Source organism: Halobacillus sp. Marseille-P3879 (assembly GCF_900240285.1).
Classification (GTDB): domain Bacteria; phylum Bacillota; class Bacilli; order Bacillales; family Halobacillaceae; genus Halobacillus_A.
The window spans coordinates 66440-92734 of sequence record NZ_OESS01000003.1 but is presented as its reverse complement, the minus strand read 5'-3'; the positions used below and the strand labels follow the sequence as shown (position 1 = coordinate 92734).

The following is a 26295-nucleotide window of genomic DNA, read 5'->3' as shown; positions in this document are numbered from 1 at the left end:
ACTTATTAAACACTCCCTCAATTAAAAATATATTATTCTCTTTAAAAGAACCCCTCCTTTTATAAATCTACTGAAGCAATATTGTAAGCGTTTACTTGGTATATATATTATCAGAATTTTGAATTAGTTCAACCCTTTTTAATAAAAAAAGGACCTTATGTTCCATTTGGTATTAAAAAAACCTCTGTCTATTTGTCTTTAGACAGAGGGTTGGGAACTCATTAATCGACTATATAGTTTTTTTCTCTCAATGTATTTACTAACTTCTTAATTCTGTTGACGGAACTTCCAGACTGTCGTCTGCCTAATTCTATAACCATAGCTTCTACCAAACTGAGCATCGGCACGAGGGTGTAATATCGATCACTTGATTCAAGCTTTAATACCACGTTAGCCTTATCCGTTATAGGACATGATAAATAATCCGTTATTAATATTATAGAAGCATTTTGCTGAAAGGCTAATTCAGCTGCATCAATATCACGTTGCAAATAAGGAGAGAATGTAAATATTACTAAAACATCATCTTCATCAAACTGAAGTACGTGGTCTAAGATGGCGTCAGTATGACTTAGTTGCCTTACCCTGGAATCAAATTCTCCTATAAGGGCTTCAGTATAAATAGCTATCGCTTTATAGGGACGTGAGCCAAGCAAGTTAATGCTCTTAGCCTTCTCCAATAATTCCAAAGCTGCTTCAAAATTGTCTAATAGTTGAGGATTTAATGAATTATCCAATACCTTTAAGACTTCTTGCCATACACTATATAACGTTTTATTAACATTATTTTCTTGAACCTCGAGAAAAGACTGTTGTACATTTTCCCACTTATCCGAGTAGTCTTTTTGAACCTCATGAAACTCTTTTTTAAGCTCAAAAAAACTATCATACCCTAATTCTTGTACAAATCTTAATACCGTTGTTTTTCCAACATTTGCTTTTTCTGCTAACTCTTTCACTGTCATTAGGCCAATGTCTTTGTGATTTTCCAACACATAATCACATAATAACTGTTGTTTTTTAGTCAACCGACTTTTATTAGAAATTATATAATCTAAAATGTTTTCTTTATATTTTTCCATTTAACCATACCCTTTTATATGTAAGCTTAGATTTAATAGCAAGTTGATACTAATGATTTATAACTGCAGAATTCCACATGTTTGGTATAACCTGCCTTAAATCTACCTATTTTTATTATAAACAATAACCGATAACTATATTCTTTGAGAGCTTGATTCTATATTTCCAGTTTTGGTTCCAATACTATTAGACAAAAAAGTGTAGAATACTACTAAACCAATTATAACAATACCACGGCTGTATGAGTAGTGAATGAGGCCAACATGGAAACAAACCAAAACTGAATCCTACAGAGATTTCTTTTTGAGGGTTTCATTGACTTTTCAATTTAAATTAGTGAACTCCCAAAAACCACTAAAGGGTCCAAGGAATAATGAACGATTTTTTAATTTAAAAGGAAAATAATCGTAAGTATTTATTTATAAATTTATAAACCGGTACCTTCAGGTATAAAAAAAGCAAATTACTGCCTGCCACCCATGCATTCATTTAGATAAATAATACAAATTAGGATTCTTTTTACTCGTATAAACTGTTTTTGAAAGGGCAACTCCGTAAATCAAAAATCCCGACAATAGAAGTTCCTGCCCCTTCTGTATCAACCAAGCTAATACAATTGAGCACGTGGAACCTCATCTTTTTTTAACATTATGGCAATGCACAAGAAAAAAGCCTCACAAAAGTTCTACGAACTAATGAGAGGCTAATTAAAATATAACATTTTGTCTTTTGAATGACAAAAATGGATACCAATCAGGTATTACATCAGGCAATAAATCCCTTTACAACAGAGCTTAGGTCGTTAATAAATTATTCCCTTAATTAAATAAATAATAGAAGATAAGATCTAAAAACCCCAATACAACAAATTTCCAAAACTTCACAGTGTTGGTATGGGTTAAATAAGACCTCTATTAATAAAGAAAATCCAGTCAGAATTATCACCTTACTTATATTAAACATTGCCATGTAACTAGCGCCACCCTGTCAAGGTGCATTACTGATTAGGAACGGTTTGGATAATCTTGGGTTAAAGTTTGTTTTATCAGTTCTTCTTCCAATAGAAATAGGTTCACATAGGATTGATTAATAGGCTTTTAGATCATTTTGCGCGACAATCCGGCAACAAGTTGGCAACAGCAACTTTTTCTATTTAAACTATGCTTATCCAACTGTCTCCCCCTAACCAGAAGACTTGAATTCAAGGTAACCTCATGACTTTTCAACCAACTTCTATTAGCTAGTATAGTTAATTAACAGGTTCTTTATAATACATAGTCTTTTATAACCATCTCATTCAAGAAGATGAACTTCATCATCTACTTGAATGTTACCTGTTTTTATTACAGAAGCATAAACGCCAAAGTTATTGTTTCTTTCTTTTATAACCGTTCTATGTAAACTCGAATCTCGTTCGGCATTATCAGGATTAACAGTAATAATCATACACCTTTTACAATGTCCTACGAATTCTATTTCTACGTCAGTTCCTATTCTAATCCGACGGCCAATCCATTCTTCTTCAATAAATGGAGCTTTATCCTTTAAAGAAATAAATAAATTAGGACGAAAACGTCTCGAATCAACTTCGTCTTTTCCCCATAGTTCTTTCAACTTATCTAATGAAGCATCTGTTGTAAGTAAAATGTTTTCTACTGCAATTGGCCCTATAGGCACATATGTAGGGGAATATTCAATAGTAGAGACTTTCCGGTTCGATTTGCTTTCGATTTCTTCTATTAGTTCTTGGTCTTTCCAATCAAAAAACCTACCCTCGGGTGTCGTTACTTTCACTTTAGGATATTCCTCCATTAATTCTTCTCCTACCAATCCAGCTTTATAACGAACCATTTCTGGGAAATGGGTTATGGTTAAGAAATTTTGATTTTTTGTATCATCTAAATAAGCATGGCTGCGATCTCCATATAAACCATATTCCATTATTTTAGTTTGTTGTACACTTTCTCCACGAAAAGATTTTACCGGATGGCGAACAATTTCCTTAATATGACCAACCAACATGTTATTCCCTCCAATGCCTTTGCCTCAAATCCAATTCTCCTACGTTCATCTGACTGAAGAAATATGAAGCGTAATCACAATCAATTAATGCATCTAAGTGGTAAACCCTAAGCTGTTGGGTAATTAATCCCTTTTGTATAATACTTTAGCTAAAATGTCTCACATAGCACTATATCCACAACAAGTTTCTTCTAATTAAAAAGCCTTTTTTTGAATGGTCTACCCTACTTTTTTATTGATCTTCCTCAGCCCCCAAAGTCATTCCACCATCAACGACAATTTCTGTTCCTGTGCAATATGAACTCTCATCAGAAGCAAGAAACGCTACAGTTCGAGCAATTTCAACAGGTTGTCCGATACGCCCTAAAGGAACAGAACTATAATAGTCCGGAACATTCTGCCCTTTCGTGGCCATTTCCGTTTCAATTCCACCTGGATGTACCATGTTTACGCGGATTCCTTTTTTCCTAATTCAATTGCTGCTGCTTTAGACATCGCAACTACAGATGCTTTTGTCGCAGCATAGGCAGAAGATTTACTGATTAGAGCGAACGAAGAAATTGATAAATTGTTTATTATAGAACCTTTTTGCTGTTTTTCCATATGCGGAATAACAGCTCTCAGTCCTCTAAACACTCCAAGCTGATTCACATTAATCATCTGTTGATAATCCTATAAAAAACGCTTGAACCTAATCAGGTTCAAGCGTTTTTAGGCAGGATATTAATCATTTCACGATAGTAAATAATTTTTAAGTTTATTTACATCAATACCTAAATCAACACCAATAGGGTTTAGTCCTGACTTAACGTAATACAAAGTCTTTTAATATGAATAAGTTACATTATTTTCAAGGAGTGTTCTCTCTAGTTTTTTCAACTTTTTTATTGATTCTTCAGAGGAACGTTTACCAAGTTCAATAACTAATGACTCTATCAAGGTAATAATGGGTACCACAGAAAATTGTTTTTCACTTACTTCTACTTTTAATGTTACAGAAGAGTATCGAAAAATAGGACAAGAAATATGGTCCGTTATCAATATAATTTTGATCCCCATTTGATGGGCCAGCATAGCTGCTTGTATAATTCGATTAGTGTATGGTTCAAAAGCAAAGACCAGTAAAACTTCATCCTTTTCTAGTTGTAATATTTTATCAAAGAGCACTTCGGTATCATGGCTTAATTGTCTAATCTTAGAATAAAATTCTCCAAGCAACTGTTCAAGATATAAAGCCATGGCCTTATATGGTCTACTACCTAAAATACTAAGCTGACTTGAATGACTAATAACGTCAATTACACTTTCGAAATTTTCTATCAATTCTGAGTCTAATGATTTATCCAGAATATTCATAGATTCGTTCCAAACTTGCAATATAGTTGGGGCACTCTCTTCTTTATTAGGGATTTCGGAAAAAGACTTCTTTAACGTCCATTTTGATTCAGCAGGCAATGATTCATTAAAGATATCTTTTCGAAAATCATTAAAGTTGCCATACCCTAATGCATTTATCGTGCGCATAACCGTTGAAACTCCAACTTTAGCATTATCTGCAAGCTCTTTAACAGTTGTCAACCCTATTGATTGATAACTCTTTAAGATATAATCGCATAATTGTCTTTGTTTTTTTGGTAGAGAATCTTTAATATTAATTATTTCAGTAATTAATGATTGGTTGTGTGAGCTCATTTGAATCTCCTTTCACCACTGGCGACAGGTAATCTCATAAGTATCACCATCATTAATATTATATCTTATTATAGGAGATGAACAAATCAAAAAATTACGTCCTGTTCAGTTTACTTTGATTGTTAAGACAATCAGTGAATTTTATACTGTTTCAACTCAACTGTTTTCTTCACCCTACTTCGTTTTTCGGCAACCAGAATTGCTGAATACAAAACCAATGCAATTCCTAACACCTGCCAAGGTTGAAGATTTTCCCCAAGAAAAAGGACTCCAGTTAATACTGCAACAATAGGCTCTATTGTCGCTAAAATCGAAGCCTTGCTAGCTTCAAGATATTTCAAACCGGAAGAATACAAAAGATAAGCTGCTACTGTTGTCACTAAAGCCAACAAAACGGCATATACCAAAACATCTAATTGTTGAAATTGACCAGTTTTCTTAACGATATCACTTGTCAATACCATAAAAATACTTGTATAAAAAAACGTATACATAGTAATAGTTAACGCAGAATATCGTTTTGTTATAGGCTTACTAAAAATACTATACAATGCATAACAGAACCCTGAAAGAACTCCCATTACCATGATATTCATAGGTATACCTTGTTGGCCAAAAGGTAACAATCCCACAACAAACGCACAACCTATAACAGCAAGAGCAAGGGCTAAACTCTTACGAACAGTCAAAGATTCCTTAAAGAAAAGTCGTGAAAGGACAGTTACAAACAGGGGTCCGGTATATAATAGGGTTACAGCAAGGGATAAACTTGATTGAGAAAAAACTTCAAAGTAAAAATAATTAAAAAACGCAATACTAAGAATTCCTGCACCACAGAAATAAAAGTGATCTATGACTCTGGTACGTAACTGATCACGATAAAATACAGCCATAATTAGGATGAGAATCACAAAAGAAAAAATTCCTCGAATGGCAACTACATCCCATGGTGTAAAACCATGTGCATACAAGGGAGCAATAAATAAACCAATTAGCCCCCAACATGCCGCGCCAGCAATCGTGATAAGGTAAACTCTAAGATTTAACATTCTTTTTTTCATAGCATCCACTCCAGCGCTAATTTAAGTCACCTGAGTATTCCCATCAGTACTTAGAACATATAGTTTTTTTATTTAATCTTTTTAACCTTTTGGCTTAGTGTAGAGTTATCCTTCGGAAGACTATTAAGGTAATTCTTTTTCTTTAGCAGATTGCCGCCAATGCGGAAGTTTTCAAGGAACAACCACAGCATTGGGATCGTCATCAGCAACCCTCCCAGATTCAACAATCCCTTAACAGAATCAGTACCTCCAGAAGCGACTAGAAGGTAAGAGACTGTGGTTACAATAGTTCCCATTAATATTTTTATCCTGGTAGGTGGCTCATCATCAATTTGCTGGTCATGAACACAAAGAGTAGCGAGTACAGAGCTCATAGGATCGGCCAAAGTTACAAATGAAAAGATGACGGTTAAAAGGAAAACGATTTGAATGAAAGTACCGCCGGGCATATTACCAAGAACTTGATAAATTGTAGTCTGCATTCCTAACTCCTGTACAGCAGCCCAGACATCTACCATGCCAGCAGATTGTACTTTCATAATCATACCGGCAAAAACCCCAATCCAGATGAGGCAAAAGATCGATGGTACAAGTATGTTAAACAACAAAAATTGTCGTACAGTTCGCCCTTTTCCCAGCCGAGCCAAAAACATCCCTATAACAGGAGCAAAGATTATAAAGGCGTTCCAGTAAGTAATGGTCCACTCATTCGGCCACTGATCCTGGGGCACCATCGTATTATTATAAGTGATCTTGCTCCAGAAATTATCCATGAGGTTGCCAAGAGCTTCAGTACTGATTTTGCTGATAAACCGAGCATCTCCGAAAAACAGTACATATCCTAACAAGAAAAATAATAGTATCATAGTGATGGATGAAATTTTCGTTAGTCCCTTAGAGATACCCGTAACAGAGGAAATAATAAAAAAGGCTCCAACGAAAACCGCAATGAGCAGCCAGACCATATTTCCTTGTCCTATATGAAAAATACTTTCAACACCAGCACCTATCTGTAGGAGACCAGCTCCCATGGAGTTGGAAACTCCACTGGCAAGAGCAAAAACAGCGAATATTTGAACCACAGTGGTCAGCTTGGGAATCTTACGATTAAAACTATGCTCTACAAGTGAACCAAAGGAAAGACTTTTATTGGAATTATACGTCAGCAGAGCGAATGCGAGACCGCAAAAGGAATACATGGAGTACTGAACAAAGGACCAGTTAAACATGGTTTGACTAACTGCGAAGATTGCAGCACCCCGGGATTCGGACTCTACCCCGGCAGATACAGGCGGTGTCATAAAGTGGTAAATGGGTTCTCCCATGGCCCAAAACAACAAGCCAACGCCAATGCCTCCACAGGTGGTGATGGATACCCATTGCCAGATAGTATACTCCGGCTCTGCATCCTCCCCTCCGATACGAACGTCCCCATACTTGAAAATTACGAAACAAACCGCAAAAATAATGGACAATACTGATAATATATTAATCCACCAACCAAAGTTATCTCCTACCCAATAAATAGTATTATTAAGGACTGCACCAAAATTTTCTGTAAAAAAAACACCGAAAATAATTTCTATCGTAAGAATAATTATAGCTGGGATAAATACTGCCTTATAAAGTCTATATGTTTTTTCTTTTTTTCTCATAAATTTTCTTCTCCCTCCCTATATACTATCAATCTAATAACGAATTTATATTCTAGTTGCTTCGTTATTAGATTGAAGACCCCTTTAACCCTGCCATTTATATTCAATGCTGAGATTATATAAGGGGATTCCTAGAACCTTAGGTGATAGAGTACGAAAACAGTCTATTTAACATTCATTTTTACACTATTTAATTAATGATTTTATCTACAACTTTAATCGCGGAAAGTTGAATATCCGTATTCAATTTTCGCATTTTGCCAACCTGTGTTGGTAAGCGCTTACAACATAATTATACCAGGGAGGCTATAGTTTTTATTTCGCATGGACCTTAATGCTTTTTCTAAAAGAATAATAGAGTAAGAAGTGTAAATCCTTCACTGATTTTCTTATAAATCCAGAGAACTAATTAGAAGCTACAGTCTTGACTTTCTGTTCATTTTGAGATTCAAGAATCCCGAATTCCAGTAAGCTGTTAATATTTTGTGCTGCATCAAACCCCGTTTGAATAGCTGTTTCAGTGTATAGGGTACCTAAATAGTCACCTGCTAAGAACATTCGACCAGCAGATTTTGTTAAAATTGGCTGTATCTTTGCACGGCCCGGGAACACATAAGCTGACCCCAATGGAAATTTATTCACATGAGCCTCAACCACCTTTTCACTAAAACCTGGAAATATTTCATTCAAATCATTCAAATATATTTGAATAATCTCCTCATCAGATTTGTCTAGAAGCTGTCGACCACGTTCAGCTGGGGAAAAAGTCATAAAACTACTTCCTGGCTTTCGTTCTTTCGAGTACGAATGAACAAGGTTAGAACTATGGATAAGAACATCGAATGACCGTTTAGGAGTCGCAAAAGCATATACATCATCCCAAACTTGAGATCCCGTTTCATTTGTTAAAAATGCTGCACTAACATGTGGACCATAAGTCACCTGATCAAGAGCATCGGCGATTTCCGAATCAATGTTTACTGCAATTTTTTTCGTAATTGGTGCAGGAGTAGCTAGAACTGCATAACGTGCTTCCTCCACAAGCTCTACGCCATCTTGAACATAATGGACAACCACCGAATCTTCTTTCTGAATTACTTCTATAACTTTGGCATTAAGTTGAACTCGTTCTCCTAACGTTGTTGCAATCGTGTTCGTAAGCGTTGATGGGCCCCCAACAATATTTCTCGTCAGCCCTTCACTTTTGTTCCATATCATGTGGAAATATCCTACACCTGCCCCTGCAGATATTTGCTCAGGATCACCAGTAGAGCGGCTAACTGTAGGTCTAAAAATCGCATCAGCATCTTCCGGTAATGATCCTGAAAAGTCAGTAAAAGTTCGATCATTCATGAAATCTAGAACTCGTTGTTGGTAAGCTTTATAGTCCTCTGTCGGACGTCTTTTTGCTACTCTGCCATATTTCATAACAGCCGCACGCACTTTAGCACCTGCACGCAGGAGGGCAAACCTGGATTTCCATGACATTGGAACCCTGAATGGATACAGTTCAACCCGACCACCTAAAAGCAATTTTCCATTCAAAGACATTGCAGATAAAATACCCGGTACAGGTAATGCAGTTACTTCTACAGATTTAAATAATTCATCTGTAGCTGAACCAGCACCAGCATATACATGCCCCCCCCAATTTAACCAATAATCTCCCCGCCGTTCAGAACGTACACGCCCACCAACACGGTCATCGGATTCCAGCAATAAAATATCGTGTTGTTTAAGGCGCCAGGCAGCAGACAAACCAGCAAGCCCGCCACCTATGATAATTACATCTTTCATTGGTCTTCCTCCCATCCCTACTATAATCTGTCTAATTCAATTAATGTTGTTGTACCTTTCCTTCCCCTAATTCAATTAATATGTTTTCAATCTTTGACTTGAAGTTTTCAGAAGCGGACACCAGTGGCATTCTACTTGATCCCCCCGATAACCCCAATGCTTCCAAGCCTGCCTTTACTGTACCTGGAATAGTCTCTTCTTCTATAGCATTATATAGATCCAACAGATCCTGATTTAATTTAGTGGCTTCTTTTAAGTTGTTTTCGTTTACGACTAAATCATATAGTTTTGCTATTTTTCTAGGAGCCAGGTTGTGTGCTACTCCCACAGCACCATGTCCCCCTATTGCTAAGGTAGGCAAAATTAAATGCTCAAAACCAGTAAGTACCGCGAAGTCTGGATTGTTCTTTGTCAATGCAATAAGTTTAGAGGTATGCTCGCCATCGGCAGTATTTTTAATACCTACAATTCCATCTATTTGGCTTATTTCATTTATTAGTTCTGGATCAAGCTCCACACCTGTAGCATCTGGATAATGATAGATTACGATCCCAATGCTGGAGTTTTCTGCTACTGCCTTGTAATGATCAATAATTCCTTGTCTGCTAGTCGGCATATAATATGGATTAATTACCAGGGCACAGTCTGCCCCAACTTCAGCTGCGTACTTAGTAAGTTCAATTGTATCTTTTGTTCGGTGACATCCTGTCCCTGCCATAACAGGTAGTCGACCTTTTGAAGTCTCACACACAAATTTAATTACTTCTTTTCGCTCTTCTATGCTCATTAGTGAGTATTCTCCAGTACTTCCCCCTACTAAAAGACAGTTCACTCCGCTATCTATTAAATGTTGTATAAGTTGTTCAAGGCCCTTATAGTCAATACTATGATCTTCTTTCATAGGTGTAGGTAAAGCTGGGATTATTCCGAATGGTTTATACATAAATATCCTCCTCAAAAATAAATTAATTAGAATTTCTTACGGTTTCGCGTAATATTTCCGGCCTGTTATTGTTCAATATTCACATATACACTTTTCACTTCTGTGTAATTCTCCAAGCCATACTCTCCACCCATTTCACGTCCAATGCCAGATTGTTTGTATCCGCCGAATGGCATTGTCTCCCATTCAAGTCCAACATCATTAATCCAAACTGTCCCCGCCTGTAGTTTACGGGCAATATAGTGGCCAGTTTTTATATTTTCTGTCCAAATACTAGCCGCTAAGCCATAATTGCTATCATTTGCTCTTTTAATAACTTCTTCTACGTTATCAAAAACAAAAACCGACATTACCGGACCAAAGATCTCTTCTCTTGAAATAGTCATATCATCTTCTACATCCGCAAAAATTGTTGGTTTAACAAAATACCCTTTATCAAATGCTTGTTCGCCTCCCGCTACAAGACGTGCACCTTCATTTTTTCCTTGCTCGATATAGCCAAGAACAGATTGTTTTTGTTTTTCTGAAACAAGTGGACCCATCTCTGTTTCGGAATCCATTCCTGCACCTAATTTCACCATGTTTACCTTTTGTGCTAATGCTTCAATTACTTGATTGTAATGGCTACGGTGTACATAAACTCGTGTACAGGCACTACAATTCTGTCCATGGTTATACATCGTTCCATTAAAAGCCCCTTCTATAGCTTCTGTTAGATTTGCATCATCTAAAATAATAGTTGGTGACTTACCACCTAATTCGAGAGTGACGTTTTTAATTTGATCTGCAGACTTTTTCATCACTTCTTTACCTACAGCAGTGGATCCTGTGAAAGACACTTTGTCCACTAAATCATGAGTAACAATAGCTTCACCCGCTTCTCGACCCGATCCTGGAATGATATTGACCACACCGTCAGGAAAACCAGCTTCTTGGAAAAGTTTCGCTACATAAAGTAGGGAAAGCGGTGTTTCACTTGCAGGTTTAATCACTACTGTACATCCTACAGCTAGAGCTGATCCAAGCTTCCAGGCAGCCATTAATAGAGGAAAGTTCCATGGAATAATCTGTCCTACAACCCCTACAGGTTCATGTTCAGTGTAATTTAAATATTCTGGTGAGACTTGCGTTGTTTTTCCTTGTATTTTTGTTGCGAAACCCGAATAGTATCTGAAGTGTTCAATTGAGCCATCAACATCATCTGTTAATGCGACTTTATATGGTTTTCCGTTATCAAGAGCCTCTAGTTGAGCAAGCTCTTCACGGTTTTCTTCCAGAAGATCTGCGAATTTGTAAATGAGACGCGACCTTTGAAACGCTTTCATTTTTGACCATTCACCATCGTCAAAAGCTCTTCTTGCAGCTTTCACACCATTATCAACATCCCCCGTTTGTGCTTCACTAACTTGGGCAATTGATTCTTCAGTAGCAGGGTCAATAACCTCAAAAGTTTTCCCATTGACCGCTTGAACGTATTCTCCATTAATGTAGAGACCTATAGTCCCTTCCAAGAACTCTTTTACCTTGGGTTTTAAATTGTAACCTATTACTTTCATTAGTTTAACCTCCCATGTTCGCCCTTTAATTTGGGAAACAGAATTTTTTAACTTGTTTGAAAATAATGTATCAGATTAATGAATTGATGTAAACCCTTTTTAATAAAAGGGAATAAAATAATTCATTTTTGCAAAAACTAACAAAGAACGAATCACTATAAAAATGATTCTCTAGATATTTTTATACTTTCATATCTTTTCATGAAAAAGCCTCTCAAAAGTTCAAGGAACTTTTGAGAGGCTTCTTAGATTTTGACGTAATTTAAAGAAATTCAGTCAATATCATTTACAGGGTATCAAATCGTTATTTATTAAAAGGTTTCTAGGACAGCTTACATCATGCCGCCCATTCCCTTTTTGATAAAAATAGCTAGAAATAAGAACTGAAATTCTTTCTATAAACGCTTTTTCAACTTATTAAAGATACTTTTTGATAAATAGCACATAGACAATTATGAGTATTATCCAGTCACAATCCAGTCATTGAAACGGTTGTTAAGAACTTTAGAGAATAGCTATATGACCTCTACACTGCCAGTCATGATTCCTGAGTTTTATTGAACGTGATTTGTATTGAATAATACTGTTGTTATAATCAGTTGAAGTGTTTTATCTATGTGTGGGTATGTGGTAAGTTACTATTTGAATATAAAGGCATCCCACTAAGGGTGCTTTTTTAAATACTATAGGGGTACTTCCACTACAATTAACCAAGGGGGATCCAGTTTAGGGTTAGCGATCACAAAACAACTAGTAGAAGCTCATAATGGAAAAATAGAAGTACTAAGCGAGGAAGGGGGAGGGACAAGAGTTATATTAACTTTCAATCACCCAGTCCTAAAAATGAAGCTCCCTGAGGGTGCTAGAGATCAAAGCGATCATTTAGTTTATACACCTATTTCGGAAATAGTGATGACTAACATTGACCCCTAACACACAAACGTAAACATCAACGTTTACGTTTGTGTGTTTGTAGGAGATATTTGATAAACCTTCACTACCGCCGTCCGCTAGACGCTTCCGTTGCTAAAGGTTTGCGGTCGGAACCCATCATAGATCGATGCCCCCCGATCCTCAACCTAGTCTTGGTAATGAGAGGATCAGCCTCCTTTCTCCAACTACACCTAGTCTTTCACTGACCCTTCAGCACAGTTTCTCGGTCATGCTGAAACATTCATTTTCACCTTGTGCGGTGTATTAGTGACCAGAAAGGTGACGCCGGAGAATAAGGAGTTTCCAGACTAAATCGCATAAAAGATGCTGCACCAAAACAGCACAGCGTCTTTTCTATATTCCTTCATACTTCTGCATGGCGGCCTGGATAGCCTGAACGTAAGTGGTAAACGCTTCAGTTTGATTGGAAGGATCGTTTCGAGAGGATAAGCTGATGTCGCCGTTTTTATAAAAGGCTTTTCGCTGGGCTCTCGTAATCTCCACCTGCACCCCCTGCCCGGACTTCGTGCGATTCGTATAATTATCTGGATGATCCCCGTCGATCCGGTCCGGTGCAGCTGAGACCGTAAAGCCTCTTGCTTCTAGTTGATTTTTCACGATGGCTTTCAGCTCTGTGTTTCTACCGCCGAGTAAGGTCTTCGGCTCCGTTCCAGAGGCCCCATGAAGCGCAATATGGTGCTCAGCACTTCCGACCATTTCCAATGCCTGCGGCTCATCGAACCGGGTGGAAGTAATATGCAAATTGCTGAAATTCCCCGATGATAACCTACCTTTAAAGGCATAGTACGGATAGGAGGACCCAGCAATGGCCGTTCCGATAGTAGAGGTGGCTTCTTCAATACCACCGCCATGAATGGCGCTCACCAGCCAGCGCTGATCCCCGTCCGTCCTTTTTTCGATCTCCCAGTCTTCCCCTTCCTCGTACACCTCATTTAGCTCCTGAAACGAACAGAACCGGTCGCCTCCACAGTCTTCGGCTTTGCTAATCTTCCCGGTCCCGACGAAGAAAAGCAACAGAACCAAAGCAATGGTGCCCCAACTGATTCTTCCCATTCTATTATCCCTCTTTCTTTTAGAACTTCATTAGTTTATTAATCGCTGCAAACGATTGAGTAGCCCGTTCAGCTCCTGCAACAGATCATCAATATCTTCGTAGTCTTGACTGGTACGATAAACCGAATACAGGACAGTCAGAGCCTCAATTTTTTCTTCAATTTCCCATGTTTCAAAAGTTAACCTTACACCCCTTTCCAACAGTCTATTCTTTGCTTGTGGGAGCGTGTATTGACAAAAATTCACTCAGAGGTAGCTGTATAAGGCTTGTAAAAGTATGTAGATCCGTCCCTTGGATCCCCTGGCCCCTCCATGCGTCTTTCATCGCCTGGTACGCGTTGCTACCGGTGTTTAACCAATACTGTCCGTGAGATACATTCTTCTGGTAAATCAGCCACTCTATAGATGAAGGAAACTCTGGGGAATAGACGCGATTTTTAATGACGGAGGTTAGAAGATTTGGAACGTATTACGATTCGGAGTGCAAAATGAAAAATCACCAAAATAAAAAAGCAGACAAATGTCTGCTTTCCTTTTAGCTTATTGATTTTTGTTAGAACGCCATCAAATATCCATTTAGGGTTTCTTCCTTGATGCCATTGAACATCATTACAGTTCTAAGAAAGATTCACCAAACAATTATGAACCTCATAAACGCCCAAGAACAAGTATTTCTCAATCAAGAAAGAGCTATTGGGATTGGAAGCCCTGGAGGAAGAAGAATTCCATCTATAATGGCACAAGTGTTAACTAGACATTTCTATCTGGATGAATCGTTTGAAGACTCCATAAAAGCCAAAAGGTTCTATGGAGAAGATGGAGATCTGCATGTAGAGGATGGCTTTTCTGAAGAGGTAAAGGAAGACTTGAGAGACCGAGGATACAGACACAAGCCAAGCATCTTCCCATCTACTTCGGCGGAATTCAAGCACTTGAAATGAACAAAGAAGAAGGGACCATTAATGGAATTGCTGATGGACGGCGAGGCGGAACATGGGATGCTAAAAATAAAGATGAAGAGTCCATTAAAGGAGTTACTGATGAAGGGCAAGGTGAAACATCGGATGTCAAGGATAAAGGTGGAGATCTTGAAACGGCTACCACTTATACAGTTCAAGCAAGGGGTTACCTTTTGGAAATTGCTGATCAGCATCAAAAGCCGATGGACAAAATAGTAAACCTGAACCAATTGCGGTCTACTACACTTAATCCGGGTCAACATTAAAATTACCAGATCAGTTTCGGATAGCTCTTTCATGTCATCGATGGTCTTCCCACCGGTGCCTGGTGTTTTAGAACCTTTATTGGTTTTAATCATGCGAAAAGCGAGCAGGATGTTTTCTCTCGATATGATGGTTTCATATAGGTGAGAAAACGTATTTCCCTGACTCGCTTTTTCATAAAGATCCGTAAAGGTCTCCGTCATATTATAATAATCCCAGTTTGGCAGCGTTGACACTGTGGCATCCCTCCTTTGGAGTGATGTTTCCACGTTCCTACCCGATCGGTGTCATTCACTTACTCTAACTTGGGGCTATTCCTCCACTTCCATTACAGAAGTTTCATCAGTCATTCCCCTACCCTCACAAGGATAAATGCTTTTCAGCATGGCTTTATAACAACCATTTCGGGTGACAGCCCTTGATTCAACGTTCCTTGCTTTCCAAGTACCATACAACGTAGTTATCCATACTAGACGTAGATGCTTCCTGTAAGCCTGTGAGCTCGATACCGCCATGGTTCGGTATAGCGTCTTTCAGAGGGGGCAGTTTTACTCCACACCACTCACGTCATCGTAAGATGACAAGTAAGTTTCCCTACATTCGAATCTTTAGACCCTTACCTTCGGAAGTTCGTCAGTTCCTATCTCAAAGAACGATTCTCATCCTATCTAGTTTTTCAGCCGTGGGACATATCCGTCAGCATACCTTATTTATGGATTTAGCCTTCGTTCTGCCCAATCTACCTGTGCTTCACACCCTAAGACCTGTCCGTCTTAACGCATGCAGGAGTGTTGACGGGATGGTTTCGGGAAACATGGATCCTTCATTCCCATCCTCCGTTGTACAGTTGAAATTTAATTGCATAAAATCCCTGCCTTTCAGACAACAATTGCATTTTCGTAAATATATTGAAAATTTAAAATATATTGCACGTTTTTTAGAGATGTTTGGTATAATATTTCTTAGTGTTATAGAATAACATAAATTTCCATAAATTCCACTCTATTTTAATTGTTTACTAAACTTTTCATACTTCTCGTCTTACATCCAGATTGCTCTTTCCGTCGAACTCTATTCTATAATACTGTAATCCCTTTTTGGAAATAAGAAATGGAGGTAAGTTAATGAAAAAATACTACCAATTTGTAGTCTTACTTTTCACGATCGTATGCCTATTTTCAGCTAATCCAGTTGGAATAGAGGCTAAAGAAAATTCCCCAGTAGAAGCCAAGGAAAAAGAAGAAACGGAAGCACAACCAGAAATGTATATTATTCCAACGAGTGATCCAGAAAAAGCAAAAGAGGTGATTAGCCAACTGGAACAGGGGGAATCCCCAGAAAAATTAGGACTTATTTCTAATCAGCAGCATGAACCAAAAGAACAAACATTGGAGCAAATGGAGGCAGAGACTAAGAAAAATGCAGTTAAAATCATGGAGGAAAGGGGAAATAAGGAAAGTGATTCCATTAGTACGAACTCTAATACTATAACAGATGAAGCATGGAGTCCACCTGGATTTCAGTACGATGATATTTCATTTGAATCTTGTATAGAGAATGAAAATGCAGCATCCGGATGGATTAAAAACCGTTATTCTCAATGTTGGTCGAGCTATGTTGTGTATAGTGATCCAGTCGGATGTGGTCCGAGTCCGTTTCCCTTTTTTTGTGACTGGGTTGCCTTTCGAGTAACGGCTATTGCTAATTCATATAACGGAACTCGGGGAGTTACTTATAATTATACAATAGATGATATTAATACAGACCTTGACAGCAGAGGATGGAGAGGTTCCAGAGTTAGCCTCAGCACGGAATGTGACGGTGTTTCTGAAACCCGTGATTGTATAGGCGCTGATGAAAATGTCACAAGAACCTTAGCAAATTGGGAATCAAGTAGTCATTACCAATTTTATATTACATCTGATGCCCCTCCAATTACCGGTAACAATAAAGATCAGTTAAGTTACATGGATATGTGGCCAAGAATAACTGTAGATCCACCTAGCAGAAAATACCCGCCTATCACACAAGACGGACCAAAGGAAACCATTCGAATGGACTCAGCCACTTATCTGTTTACTCCTGGCTTTTCTCAAAGACAAGGGGCTATTTTTGCGAATTTTATACCAACTTTTACTTATGACCTGAATGATCCGTACTTTGATGTGATGAAAGAAGCTTTTCAGCATCATCAAGATGTCTTGACAACTCCAGGTAGCTTAATTCCAGGAATGGAACCTAGAGATCCACTAACTAGAATTTATTCTGGCTATGACCAAGAAGCAGTTAACGAAAATAGAAGAGCTAAAGATAGAGCATGTGCGAATCTTACTAAACCTGGTGATGATTATGAATGTGATGAATTTCCTTTTGCTAGCACGTATGAGGGAGCCGGCAAAGGGGATGGCAGGTTCTCGGTACGATACATTCCAACTGAGGCCAACAATACTCATGGACGTTGGTTAGCAGCATGGTATGCATATAATCGAATTTTACATGAAGATGAGTTTTATATAGGATTTAATGAATAATGAATCGATTCAACAAAAGTAGTAGGCATTTGTTTTCAAAATAGCCAGCCCCTCTATCAAATGATATGGCTTTTAAAACGCAACCCTTCATTGGTTGCGTTTTTTCCCAACAGCTAGTGATCTAAGTATTATAAAACTGAATAAAATCTAAGGTGTTATATCAGTTGATCTTCTAACAAGGATATACCACAAAAATACACAAATTTTATTCGTTAAATAATTCCATGCTAGGTTTATCTCATACACGTGATATAGCTCCTACTACAGCAAGTTAGTTTGGTTTATATTTCCATAAAAGATTTTTAACATTTATAACGAATAACTATAAAAGTACCGTAACACATGATATAAGAGGGAAAATACCTTTGTTATAGGGTTTTGTTACTCATGTAAAACAGCCTGTGATATAAACGTTATATCATTAAATAGTGGAAAAAGGTGATATGTAAGATGATACAAGTAAGAAATGATCTAATTTGCTTCCAATACCATTCGTCAGCTATAGTTTTCTGACTCTACCTCTTATTCAATTAAAGCCCCCGATTATTAAAGAATTGAATTAGAGATAATCATATTAAATAAAATTCATCTTAAACCCTATTTATAACTGAAACTCATTCTTTATCTTTAATGCCACCTCTTTCGCACTTAATTTTGTATTATTAATTTTTATGTAATTATTCCTATCTATTTCTCCTTCTCTAGAAGTTAAACGAAGCCTATCCATTGAAGCTACTAACCTCTGCTCAGATTGTTCAATATTTCTTTTTGATGGCTTGTGCTTAAGGCGGTTAGGTGTTTTATTTCGTATCAACCTCTCTGCCATATCTGCTTCTAATTCCACAAAATAAACTTCTGCTCCCTTAGATTCAAATCTATCGGTAATCCCTTCTACTAAATTCCAGTTCTCCTTTTGATTAAACGCCCATACAAAAATGAAGATCAATCCATAATTATCTGTTTTAGAATAAGCTTCAAAAAATTCTTCTCTCATGAGGTTCGATAAATCCCACATTTCTGATGTAAAACCAAAGTAAGGTTGTAGAAATTCAATGGTCACATGGTTATGAAATAGTTTTAGATCGGTAGTTTTATCTAATTCTTGACCTACAGTCATCTTTCCAACTGCTTGTGGACCGAATATCAATACCAACTTCATAGTCTCCCCCCAAATTCTTTTTTCTTGTAATTTCACCATATCCAACATAGTCTTTGTATAACCACATATAACATAAGGCAATGCCAGATACCAAAACTTACGCGTGTTGAACCATCGTTTAGACTTATTGGTTGCATCAGCGTTTGTCCCATGGTCTTTTTGGTTATTTTGTTGTATCCTTGGGGGCAGTAAGCTTAATCCTCCCGCAGTAGAAGCGCTACCTCCGCCTATAAACAACAAGGTAATCATGTAAAAAAGAGATGCTTCTTCCATTGAGGCAATGTCAATTGAATTAAATCCTGCTGAAAGCTTCCCCTATTGATTGATAACGGGAGATTTCTATATTTTAAAAGGACAAGGGAATTCCCTTGTCCTTTTAAACTCTCTTATACTTTTTCAACAACGATTTTTTGAGAGTTATTCAGATAACGATTAACTGCATCAAGCACATTTTGATGGTTTTGGTAAGCGCCTACCTGCGTCCCATCCACGATAACCCGATGAATGTCTGCCTTTTTCTTCAAATTAAACGCTCTTGCCAGTCCGTTGACATGTCCTCTGGCCACTTTATGTCTCCATAACGGGTCGCGTAATTTGACCGCATCCCTGTCATTGTCAATAAATCCGTTCTCCGTTAACAGCGCAGGCATTGCGGATTCTCGGAGAACATGAAAATTTGCTTTTTTCATTCCTCTGTCGGGGAGTTCGTTCAGTGCAGTAATTTCTTCATGCATGATTTCCTGGTATCTTGCTGTGACTGAAGAGTCTGCAAGACTGGTATGAATATAGTCTTCGTAACCGCGAGCCGAACCATTAAAAGCGTTGATGTGAACAGACAGGAAGTAATCCGCTCCCCATGTATTGGCATCATTCGTCCGGGCGGCTAAGCTGACAAAAACATCCGTAGACCGGCTCATTCTGACCTCTACACCCGTGTATTCATCACGCAGCATGTTACGAATTTCCAATGCAATATCCAAATTAAGGTTTTTCTCCTCTAATCCATGTGCTGTTGCACCTGGATCGCTTCCCCCGTGTCCGGGATCTAAATATAATTTAAACAACTTGTTTCCCTCCTTTCAAAAAAATATCCGTGCTTACTTATACCATACGTGGTAAATGTGAAATGGTAGGAGACAAGTGTGGAAGGCGAATAATGGTTTTTGCATCTTATCAGAATCAAGAAACAAAAAATATGCAGGATTATTCCTTTTATTAGCGTGAGTTTTATGGTGAAATATTGGTATTTCCCAACAATATAAAAGCTCGAATTGTTACATACGAGCTTTACTTCGGTACACCGGGATTTTCCCTTTCCTTATCCTGTCCTTCCATGGACTCCAGGGTCTTTTCAGCATCCAAGTATCCAGCTCCTTGAACATAAACGGGCAACCCAATATCTACCGTGCCATTGAGAAGCTTTTGTTTGACTTGGTCAGGGGTGTATTCAGGATGTGTCTGAAGAACAAGCGCAGCTATACCAGCACAGACAGGAGTGGCCATTGAAGTACCGGATAGAGTAAAATAATCGTTTTCCACCCGACTTGACTTGGAAGTTTTGTCTAGGAAAGATCCGGGGGACCTTAAAGAAATAATGTTTACCCCAGGGGCAATTAAATCTGGTTTTGCATCCTCTCCACAAGCAGGACCTCGACTTGAAAAAGAAGCAATTTTATCATCGCTTCGATTGACTGTATTGAAGTCATCGATCGCTCCAACGGTAACAACTTTCAAGCTAATCCCAGGCGTGGCTATTGTTCGTTGGTCAGGACCCGAATTCCCAGCTGCCACACAAACAACGATTCCACTTTCCCACGCTCTTTCCACTATTTGTACCAGGGGATCATTACAATCGGATTCATCAGCTGCAGCCCCTAAAGATAAAGAAATGATATCGATTTGATATTCTTCTTTATGGTCAATACACCATTGGATCCCAGAGATAATTGTAGAAAGAGAGCCCGAGCCCGTTTGGTTAAGAACTTTAACCCCAATAATTCCGGAGTCTGGAGCAGGACCACGATATTTAGATTCTGAAGAATGTCCGTTACCCGCAGCGTCTCCTGCACAATGGGTGCCGTGACCGTTATCGTCATAAGCTTCTATTCGATTATTAATCACATCCTTAAAAGCAACGATTCGATTGTTGGGTTCAGTAAGGTCCGGATGCGGGTACACTCCTGTATCCACGATAGCAATATTAACCCCTTCCCCAGTTACACCCAGTTCGTTTAACTCACGTGCTTGAACAGCTGGAGAAGCGACATCCAACAATGCAGTCACTTCACGATCGTAATAGATTTTTTTTATTTGACAATCGTCCGTTAGCACTTTTTCAATTGCTGATCCTGTTAATATGCCTGAACAACAGCATGTACTCTTAAACTCATGCTTGATCTTACAATGTCTTTCTTTACTAATAAGGTCATCCACCTTATTAAAAGCTGAATAAAACACGTCTTCATCTTCAAATTCAATAATGACAGGAAACTTCTTATTCTTTTCCAAGAACTTTTCAATGGAACGATGCAAGAAGCAAGGGGTACGACGTAAAGGCTTATATAAATGAATAAGATTTTTACGTAACTCCTTATCTAACTTATCACCATGTTGTTTGGTCAATTGAATCATAGAGAATCCTAACATTCTACCACCTCTATTCTTTGTAGTAATCTATACTATGAAAGAACAAATAAATAGATGGCGGCACTTGTAGCAGACTGCACAACCATTTTCTCCAGCATAGGATCTCTTTAACTGATAGACAAAATGAATAGTTCCCGCTTTATAGAACTGAAGAATTTTCCTAAGATCAAGTAAGCTTAGCTCCAGAACTGGAAACTCGCTATAGGAATTATCTTCCCTCGTATCACTTCATTTAAAGTCATAACCTGCTTGCTTCTCTCGTAATTCTTGAATCACTTTAATATAAAGTGTCCAAAATGTGTTAAATCAAACCACTACGTAGCTTCTACGAATATGGTGTAAAAGCACATTCATTCAACCCCTGTACTATCAAGGTATAAATAGTCCATTCAGGGTTGGTCAATCTTTTTTCTCCTTAAATAAAAAATCTCACCCCTGGTCCACATTAAAGAGACTGTAGATTGGACCGTAGAAAGAATAAAGCACCCAGTGGAGTGAAATACTCCACTGGGTGCTTTATTTTACTACTTCGAATTTTTATGCATTCACTCCTAGTTTAGCCGATACTTTTGTACTAAAACTGCTCCCCCGAAGTCCCCGAATTCAGAATGAGTTGAAATCATTACGCCCGCTTGGATCCATCTTATATTAGTAACAAGACATTTTAGAGAAAAACATCTTAAAATAAAAAAACAGTATCTCGAATTTTCAATCTACTTTTCTAGTTGCAGATTTGCCCCCAATGCGTTAAGACTTGAAGTTAAGATTGAATTCAATCAATAAAGAGTTAAACTATGATTTTAATTTTTTCACTTTGACTACTTGATTTTCAGAAATTACTTGCTTGCATTGTTTCACTTTGCTAAGTTTATTTGTTTTGTCCTTAATGCTGAAATGAAAATATTCTATATTACTAATAGGTATTGCAACAGTCTCCTTGCATAAATTTTGATCTGGGTTATCACCTAAAAGGATCCTCTTTCCATAAGTAGGGTGAAGAAAGTATGCATTGTCAATTTCTCCTCCATTTATAAGTTTGATTTTCACTTTTATCTCTTTATGTGTTAGTTTTTTTAATGCCTTCACGCTAGGTATTAATAGAAGTGTGTGAAAAATGGTACTTAAGAATAAGTTCTCAAAATCTCCCGAATTAATATTATCTGTATTGAAATTTTGTACCACAATAATTCCATATGTCATACAAAGATTTAATGAATATATCATCACTAATAGGATGTAAATTACTCTGAACTTCTTTTCGTTGTTAATATCCCTCTTTGGTTTATTATAGTAAACTTAGTTTTGAATCCGTTTTCATTATTCAAATTATCACGAATTTTCTAAATAATAAAGTGTGTCTTACAAATTTTTCTTAAAATAAGACAACTATTTTAAACTGTCATTTTCAGTTAAGTAAAATAGATGATCAACCTCGGTTCTCTAACGACAAGAACTTACCCTTTCTTTAGCCTTTCGATGATAAAGTTGCCTTTTTTCCTTTGCAACTCAAACAACGGGCCTCCACCTAAAGGAAAAATCACCACAAAAAAAGCAGACATAGCCTGGTTTTTGGTTGATCATTGTATTTGGTTATGATTCTCGACTCGTTAAAACCGAGGAAAGCGACGTAGGAACGTTCGGAGCGTATCCGAAGTAGTCAGCCTTATATAAATCCGTAGTATTCTGTACATACATGAGCTCTTTTTTACACTGTTTTTATTCTAATGTGGGTTGAACAGCTACAAGGTTGATCATGTTATTTTGTTTTTATCTTTTAACATGGTGTGCTTTTTTAATTCTGGCTGCTTACCTGCAATAATTAGCATACGACTTTTCACTCCTAACAAAACTAGTGTCATGATGTCATTACAACCCCTTATGATGTGAATTTTTACGTTCCCTGCACTCTTAGCTCAGGTTTGAACTATTGATTACAGGATTGTTTTTTCACCCTTAAGACTTACAAGTTATATATTTGCTTATACAATGGTTGCCTACCGAGGGAGGGGTCCATCATGCCGCCCATTCACTCGGCTAATTAATAGGATAATAATAAGCTACACAGAACCCTATTATCACAAGGTTTCCGTTAGCAAATAAATATTAACCACAATAAGTTTTATTGCTTTATCAACAGTATCCAGTCAATACCCAGTCACCAAAACACCTAAATATCAGACTAAAACAAATGGGTCTTCAACCGTTTGGGCTAAATTTTTTTAAATGTTGGGTTCTCAAACTAGGAGCAATTGCTAACGTCTGGGGTTTTATCTTTTATTGGCTATTCCATCATTTTCCCATTCATCCGCTCAACCCATTGATGAAGAAGGTTATTATACTTGGTCAAATTTTTGTGGATTTTAATGGCCACTTCTTCATTATAGGTATGGACGGTCAAATTCCGATCATTTACCATCTCCAAAGCTAGAACGGCCTCTTCATCCTCCAACAAGTGGACTTCCCTGCAACTGCGGATGACGCCTTTTGGAGAGCCGGCATCCACTCCTTCTACGTCATATAAATATTGCTTAGCCGCTTTCCAACTGGCCTCGATAGAGTATTTAAACCGTTGAATCGCTGCATCTCGTTCCACATCATCGGGGTTTTTAAGGGCAGCCAGATTTTCAAAGGAAGCCACCGCTTTTTCTGCTGCTTCTAAACGTTGACGTAACCTTTCCATAAAATCCCCTCCTCACTTGTTGGACGAAAGCTTTTTTGGCATTATGCAACCCACGCGTTTATCTTGTAAGGAATCTATGCCAGAGTTTCACCCCATTCTTAATTTAGTCTACTGAATTTACCTAGTTTATTGTTTTGATAACGAAATACGGAAGATCGTTCCTCTTGAAGAGCTTTCATATAAGGTCAAATCTCCTCCCAGAGATTGTGCAATCATTTTGCTGAATGTTAAACCTAGACCCAGCCCTCCAGTTTTATACTTTTTGTCTTCTCCTCGATAAAAGCGTTCGAATATGAAAGCTTTTTCCTCATCTTTAATTCCTGTACCCGTATCTTCTACATCTATATGGATCTCCTCTTGCTTCGAATGGAGTCTGATGAAAATCTCCCCTTCCCCCCCCAACGCGTAGGCCGCGTTATTAAGAAGATTCGTCATAATCTGCTGAAAACGCATAGGATCGACTCGTATCTCTACATCTTCCGGCAAGAGATGTAAGGCTAATTGAATCTGTTCTCTCTCCTGCCCTACTTCCCAACGGTGCACAGCATCTTTCACGGTGCGGTTGATGGATTGAACTTCTTTAGCTAAAGGAACAGAATTAGCAGCAAACGTATTGAAAGCGAGAAGATCGAGCACCATCCGTTCTAATTTCTCCGTTTCTTTTAAGGAAATATCAATAAATTCTTCTGCTTCTTCCTTTTCCACGATTCCGTCTTTAACTGCGCGCAGCATTCCACTAATTGAGGTCACTGGAGTTTTGAGCTCATGCGTTACCCCGGCCAATAATTGACTCCGTAACTCTTCGAGATGTTTTAGTTTATAAGACATTTCTTGAAAGGAATGAATGAGGTCATATATTTCTTCTTCTCTCACGTTCTCACTCTGGATGTGAAAGCCATAATTACCTGCTTGTAATTCTCTAGCCGCTTGAGCTACTCCCTTGATTGGCTTCGAAAGCCGCCTGGATAAGAAATAAATAGCCAGCCAGCCTAGCAGAGCCAGACAGACAAGTATGAACAATAGCTGCCAGTATTCTTGATCGACCGTCGTTAAATTTTTTTCGGATTCGGTGAGAAGGACCCACCCTACCATCGCGGAGTTAATTTCAATCGGTTTTTTCACAATGTAAAAGGTCTCCGATGATGAGGATACTTCTTGTACACTTCCCTCCTCATCCAGTAAGGAGGAAGTGAACATTTCAGGCATATTTTGGCCATTCGGCCGGTCCTGGAACACTACATCCCCTTCTTGATTCAAAATATATAATTGCGGCCGACTATTCATGTTCATGAAATCTTCCCGGCCCTGCACAAAAATATCTTCCTCTTCTTGTGGCATAACCCTACCCTCATTCACCAAACGTCCCGCCGTCTGTTCGGCTACAAATTCCATCATGCTCAAACGATTTTCTAACGTTTGGTACCGGATCCAGATAGCCGAAATAAGGCCGATTACCAGGAGTCCTACCACCAATGTCCAAACATATCTTGTCGTCCAATACCGCTGCAAAGGAATTTTCTTATCAGTAAACACTGAGCTGGTATCCTAACCCGCGAAGCGTTCGTATTTCCCCTTCAGAGACCGGCCAGCCTCTAAGCGCATTTCGGATACGTTTGATGCTCACATCGACAGCGCGGTCACTGCCTTCGTACTCCCATCCCCATACCTTTTCAATCAACTGTTCTCTCGTAAACGTCTGATTAGGATGCTCTGCAAAAAATGTCAATAACGTTAAATCACGTGGGGTCAAAGTGATCTCTTCCTCGCCTAATTTTACCCTGTGACCAATAAGGTCCACCTCTAATTTTCCGAAGCTTTTAACCGGCAAAGTTTGTTTTCCCACCCGTCGAAGAACAGCTTTGGTTCGGGCAACTACCTCATCCCCTACAAAAGGTTTAGCAATGTAATCATCCGCCCCCTGATTGAGTCCGCTCAGACGGTCATCCACCTCACTCAGCGCCGTAAGCATGATGACAGGACAGTCGCTCTTCTCCCGTATTTTCCTCAGGACATCCCACCCATTTATGCCAGGAAGCATGACATCCAATATAATTAAAGAAGGGGATTCTTCCTCAAATCTTCTAAGAACTTCATCTCCCCTGAATACTTGCACGGTTTCATAGTTCGCTTTTTTCAAGTAAGCCTTCAATACTTTGCTGATCGGCATTTCATCTTCGACGATCATTATTCTCTCCACTTTCTGCTCACCTTCTCCAGTTCAATCTAGATTCAGAATAACA

General features: G+C 38.3%; 20 protein-coding genes and 2 pseudogenes. 4 read left to right on the top strand and 18 right to left on the bottom strand.

Going from position 1 to position 26295, the window contains the following annotated elements:
* Window positions 1–221: 221 nt before the first annotated feature.
* From C1A12_RS15090 to C1A12_RS15050, 9 genes and pseudogenes are all read right to left on the bottom strand, one after another.
* The gene (locus tag C1A12_RS15090; protein WP_101845097.1) at window positions 222–1082 is read right to left on the bottom strand and encodes a MurR/RpiR family transcriptional regulator; all 861 of its coding nucleotides are present in this window, start codon (window positions 1080–1082) and stop codon (window positions 222–224) included.
* Window positions 1083–2376: 1294 nt separating this feature from the next.
* Window positions 2377–3105, bottom strand: coding sequence for an MOSC domain-containing protein (locus C1A12_RS15085; protein ID WP_101845095.1), 729 nt, complete (start codon window positions 3103–3105; stop codon window positions 2377–2379).
* Window positions 3106–3337: 232 nt separating this feature from the next.
* A pseudogene (locus tag C1A12_RS15080) lies at window positions 3338–3777 on the bottom strand (SDR family NAD(P)-dependent oxidoreductase); the annotation flags it as partial.
* Between the two features lie 153 nt (window positions 3778–3930).
* Window positions 3931–4797 carry a MurR/RpiR family transcriptional regulator gene (locus C1A12_RS15075; protein ID WP_101845093.1) on the bottom strand — a complete coding sequence of 289 codons (867 nt, stop codon included), beginning with the start codon at window positions 4795–4797 and terminating at the stop codon, window positions 3931–3933.
* A 131-nt stretch (window positions 4798–4928) separates the two neighbouring features.
* On the bottom strand, window positions 4929–5858 hold the full coding sequence (locus tag C1A12_RS15070) for a DMT family transporter (RefSeq protein ID WP_101845091.1): 930 nt from the start codon (window positions 5856–5858) through the stop codon (window positions 4929–4931).
* 68 nt (window positions 5859–5926) lie between these two features.
* The gene (locus tag C1A12_RS15065; RefSeq protein ID WP_101845089.1) at window positions 5927–7513 is read right to left on the bottom strand and encodes a BCCT family transporter; all 1587 of its coding nucleotides are present in this window, start codon (window positions 7511–7513) and stop codon (window positions 5927–5929) included.
* Window positions 7514–7918: 405 nt separating this feature from the next.
* Window positions 7919–9310 carry an NAD(P)/FAD-dependent oxidoreductase gene (locus C1A12_RS15060; RefSeq protein WP_101845087.1) on the bottom strand — a complete coding sequence of 464 codons (1392 nt, stop codon included), beginning with the start codon at window positions 9308–9310 and terminating at the stop codon, window positions 7919–7921.
* 40 nt (window positions 9311–9350) lie between these two features.
* The gene (gene dapA, locus C1A12_RS15055; RefSeq protein ID WP_101845085.1) at window positions 9351–10253 is read right to left on the bottom strand and encodes a 4-hydroxy-tetrahydrodipicolinate synthase; all 903 of its coding nucleotides are present in this window, start codon (window positions 10251–10253) and stop codon (window positions 9351–9353) included.
* Between the two features lie 65 nt (window positions 10254–10318).
* On the bottom strand, window positions 10319–11809 hold the full coding sequence (locus C1A12_RS15050) for an aldehyde dehydrogenase family protein (protein ID WP_101845083.1): 1491 nt from the start codon (window positions 11807–11809) through the stop codon (window positions 10319–10321).
* A 672-nt stretch (window positions 11810–12481) separates the two neighbouring features.
* On the opposite strand from C1A12_RS15050, the pseudogene C1A12_RS21425 reads away from it, so the two are divergent.
* A pseudogene (locus C1A12_RS21425) lies at window positions 12482–12634 on the top strand (ATP-binding protein); the annotation flags it as partial.
* A 462-nt stretch (window positions 12635–13096) separates the two neighbouring features.
* Here C1A12_RS21425 and C1A12_RS15040 read toward each other — a convergent pair.
* Both C1A12_RS15040 and C1A12_RS21695 read right to left on the bottom strand, forming a co-directional pair.
* Window positions 13097–13816 carry a poly-gamma-glutamate hydrolase family protein gene (locus tag C1A12_RS15040; RefSeq protein WP_101845081.1) on the bottom strand — a complete coding sequence of 240 codons (720 nt, stop codon included), beginning with the start codon at window positions 13814–13816 and terminating at the stop codon, window positions 13097–13099.
* A 205-nt stretch (window positions 13817–14021) separates the two neighbouring features.
* Window positions 14022–14258 (bottom strand): hypothetical protein, encoded by a 237-nt coding sequence (locus C1A12_RS21695; protein WP_373420491.1) that lies wholly within the window; start codon window positions 14256–14258, stop codon window positions 14022–14024.
* A gap of 151 nt (window positions 14259–14409) precedes the next feature.
* Here C1A12_RS21695 and C1A12_RS15035 point away from each other — a divergent pair, with 151 nt between their 5' ends.
* The 3 genes from C1A12_RS15035 to C1A12_RS15020 all read left to right on the top strand — a co-directional run bounded on the left by C1A12_RS15035 (window position 14410) and on the right by C1A12_RS15020 (window position 17570).
* Window positions 14410–14757 (top strand): gamma-glutamyltransferase, encoded by a 348-nt coding sequence (locus tag C1A12_RS15035; protein ID WP_101845079.1) that lies wholly within the window; start codon window positions 14410–14412, stop codon window positions 14755–14757.
* Window positions 14754–15041, top strand: coding sequence for a LysM peptidoglycan-binding domain-containing protein (locus C1A12_RS21135; protein WP_159462205.1), 288 nt, complete (start codon window positions 14754–14756; stop codon window positions 15039–15041). Before C1A12_RS15035 ends, C1A12_RS21135 begins: the two co-directional genes overlap by 4 nt.
* Window positions 15042–16163: 1122 nt before the next feature.
* Entirely contained in the window at window positions 16164–17570 is a 1407-nt protein-coding gene (locus C1A12_RS15020; RefSeq protein ID WP_101845075.1) for a NucA/NucB deoxyribonuclease domain-containing protein, read from the top strand.
* Between the two features lie 601 nt (window positions 17571–18171).
* Here C1A12_RS15020 and C1A12_RS15015 read toward each other — a convergent pair.
* The 7 genes from C1A12_RS15015 to C1A12_RS14985 all read right to left on the bottom strand — a co-directional run bounded on the left by C1A12_RS15015 (window position 18172) and on the right by C1A12_RS14985 (window position 26252).
* The gene (locus tag C1A12_RS15015) at window positions 18172–18729 is read right to left on the bottom strand and encodes an AAA family ATPase (protein WP_101846467.1); all 558 of its coding nucleotides are present in this window, start codon (window positions 18727–18729) and stop codon (window positions 18172–18174) included.
* 386 nt (window positions 18730–19115) lie between these two features.
* The gene (locus C1A12_RS15010) at window positions 19116–19793 is read right to left on the bottom strand and encodes an N-acetylmuramoyl-L-alanine amidase (RefSeq protein ID WP_101845073.1); all 678 of its coding nucleotides are present in this window, start codon (window positions 19791–19793) and stop codon (window positions 19116–19118) included.
* A gap of 223 nt (window positions 19794–20016) precedes the next feature.
* Window positions 20017–21375, bottom strand: a complete 1359-nt coding sequence (locus C1A12_RS15005; RefSeq protein WP_101845071.1) for a S8 family peptidase — start codon at window positions 21373–21375, stop codon at window positions 20017–20019.
* A gap of 792 nt (window positions 21376–22167) precedes the next feature.
* A complete protein-coding gene (locus C1A12_RS20945) occupies window positions 22168–22422 on the bottom strand; it encodes a hypothetical protein (protein ID WP_145997056.1) in 255 nt (84 codons plus the stop codon).
* A 1234-nt stretch (window positions 22423–23656) separates the two neighbouring features.
* Window positions 23657–24055, bottom strand: coding sequence for an HI0074 family nucleotidyltransferase substrate-binding subunit (locus C1A12_RS14995; RefSeq protein WP_101845068.1), 399 nt, complete (start codon window positions 24053–24055; stop codon window positions 23657–23659).
* A gap of 126 nt (window positions 24056–24181) precedes the next feature.
* Window positions 24182–25588: a HAMP domain-containing sensor histidine kinase gene (locus C1A12_RS14990; protein ID WP_101845066.1), complete on the bottom strand. Its 1407-nt coding sequence runs from the start codon at window positions 25586–25588 to the stop codon at window positions 24182–24184.
* Window positions 25578–26252: a response regulator transcription factor gene (locus C1A12_RS14985; RefSeq protein WP_101845064.1), complete on the bottom strand. Its 675-nt coding sequence runs from the start codon at window positions 26250–26252 to the stop codon at window positions 25578–25580. The genes C1A12_RS14990 and C1A12_RS14985 overlap by 11 nt, the downstream gene beginning before the upstream one ends.
* Between the last annotated feature and the right edge of the window lie 43 nt (window positions 26253–26295).

What these genes read in the sequence shown, in the direction of transcription:
- C1A12_RS15035 (WP_101845079.1), top strand. Translation starts at nt 14,410, where the DNA reads ATGCCATTGAACATCATTACAGTTCTAAGAAAGATTCACCAAACAATT.
- C1A12_RS15075 (WP_101845093.1), bottom strand. Translation starts at nt 4,797, where the DNA reads ATGAGCTCACACAACCAATCATTAATTACTGAAATAATTAATATTAAA.
- C1A12_RS15070 (WP_101845091.1), bottom strand. Translation starts at nt 5,858, where the DNA reads ATGAAAAAAAGAATGTTAAATCTTAGAGTTTACCTTATCACGATTGCT.
- C1A12_RS15050 (WP_101845083.1), bottom strand. Translation starts at nt 11,809, where the DNA reads ATGAAAGTAATAGGTTACAATTTAAAACCCAAGGTAAAAGAGTTCTTG.
- C1A12_RS15060 (WP_101845087.1), bottom strand. Translation starts at nt 9,310, where the DNA reads ATGAAAGATGTAATTATCATAGGTGGCGGGCTTGCTGGTTTGTCTGCT.
- C1A12_RS15085 (WP_101845095.1), bottom strand. Translation starts at nt 3,105, where the DNA reads ATGTTGGTTGGTCATATTAAGGAAATTGTTCGCCATCCGGTAAAATCT.
- C1A12_RS15090 (WP_101845097.1), bottom strand. Translation starts at nt 1,082, where the DNA reads ATGGAAAAATATAAAGAAAACATTTTAGATTATATAATTTCTAATAAA.
- C1A12_RS15005 (WP_101845071.1), bottom strand. Translation starts at nt 21,375, where the DNA reads ATGTTAGGATTCTCTATGATTCAATTGACCAAACAACATGGTGATAAG.
- C1A12_RS15065 (WP_101845089.1), bottom strand. Translation starts at nt 7,513, where the DNA reads ATGAGAAAAAAAGAAAAAACATATAGACTTTATAAGGCAGTATTTATC.
- C1A12_RS15015 (WP_101846467.1), bottom strand. Translation starts at nt 18,729, where the DNA reads ATGAAGTTGGTATTGATATTCGGTCCACAAGCAGTTGGAAAGATGACT.
- C1A12_RS15040 (WP_101845081.1), bottom strand. Translation starts at nt 13,816, where the DNA reads ATGGGAAGAATCAGTTGGGGCACCATTGCTTTGGTTCTGTTGCTTTTC.
- C1A12_RS14995 (WP_101845068.1), bottom strand. Translation starts at nt 24,055, where the DNA reads ATGGAAAGGTTACGTCAACGTTTAGAAGCAGCAGAAAAAGCGGTGGCT.
- C1A12_RS15020 (WP_101845075.1), top strand. Translation starts at nt 16,164, where the DNA reads ATGAAAAAATACTACCAATTTGTAGTCTTACTTTTCACGATCGTATGC.
- C1A12_RS21135 (WP_159462205.1), top strand. Translation starts at nt 14,754, where the DNA reads ATGAACAAAGAAGAAGGGACCATTAATGGAATTGCTGATGGACGGCGA.
- dapA (WP_101845085.1), bottom strand. Translation starts at nt 10,253, where the DNA reads ATGTATAAACCATTCGGAATAATCCCAGCTTTACCTACACCTATGAAA.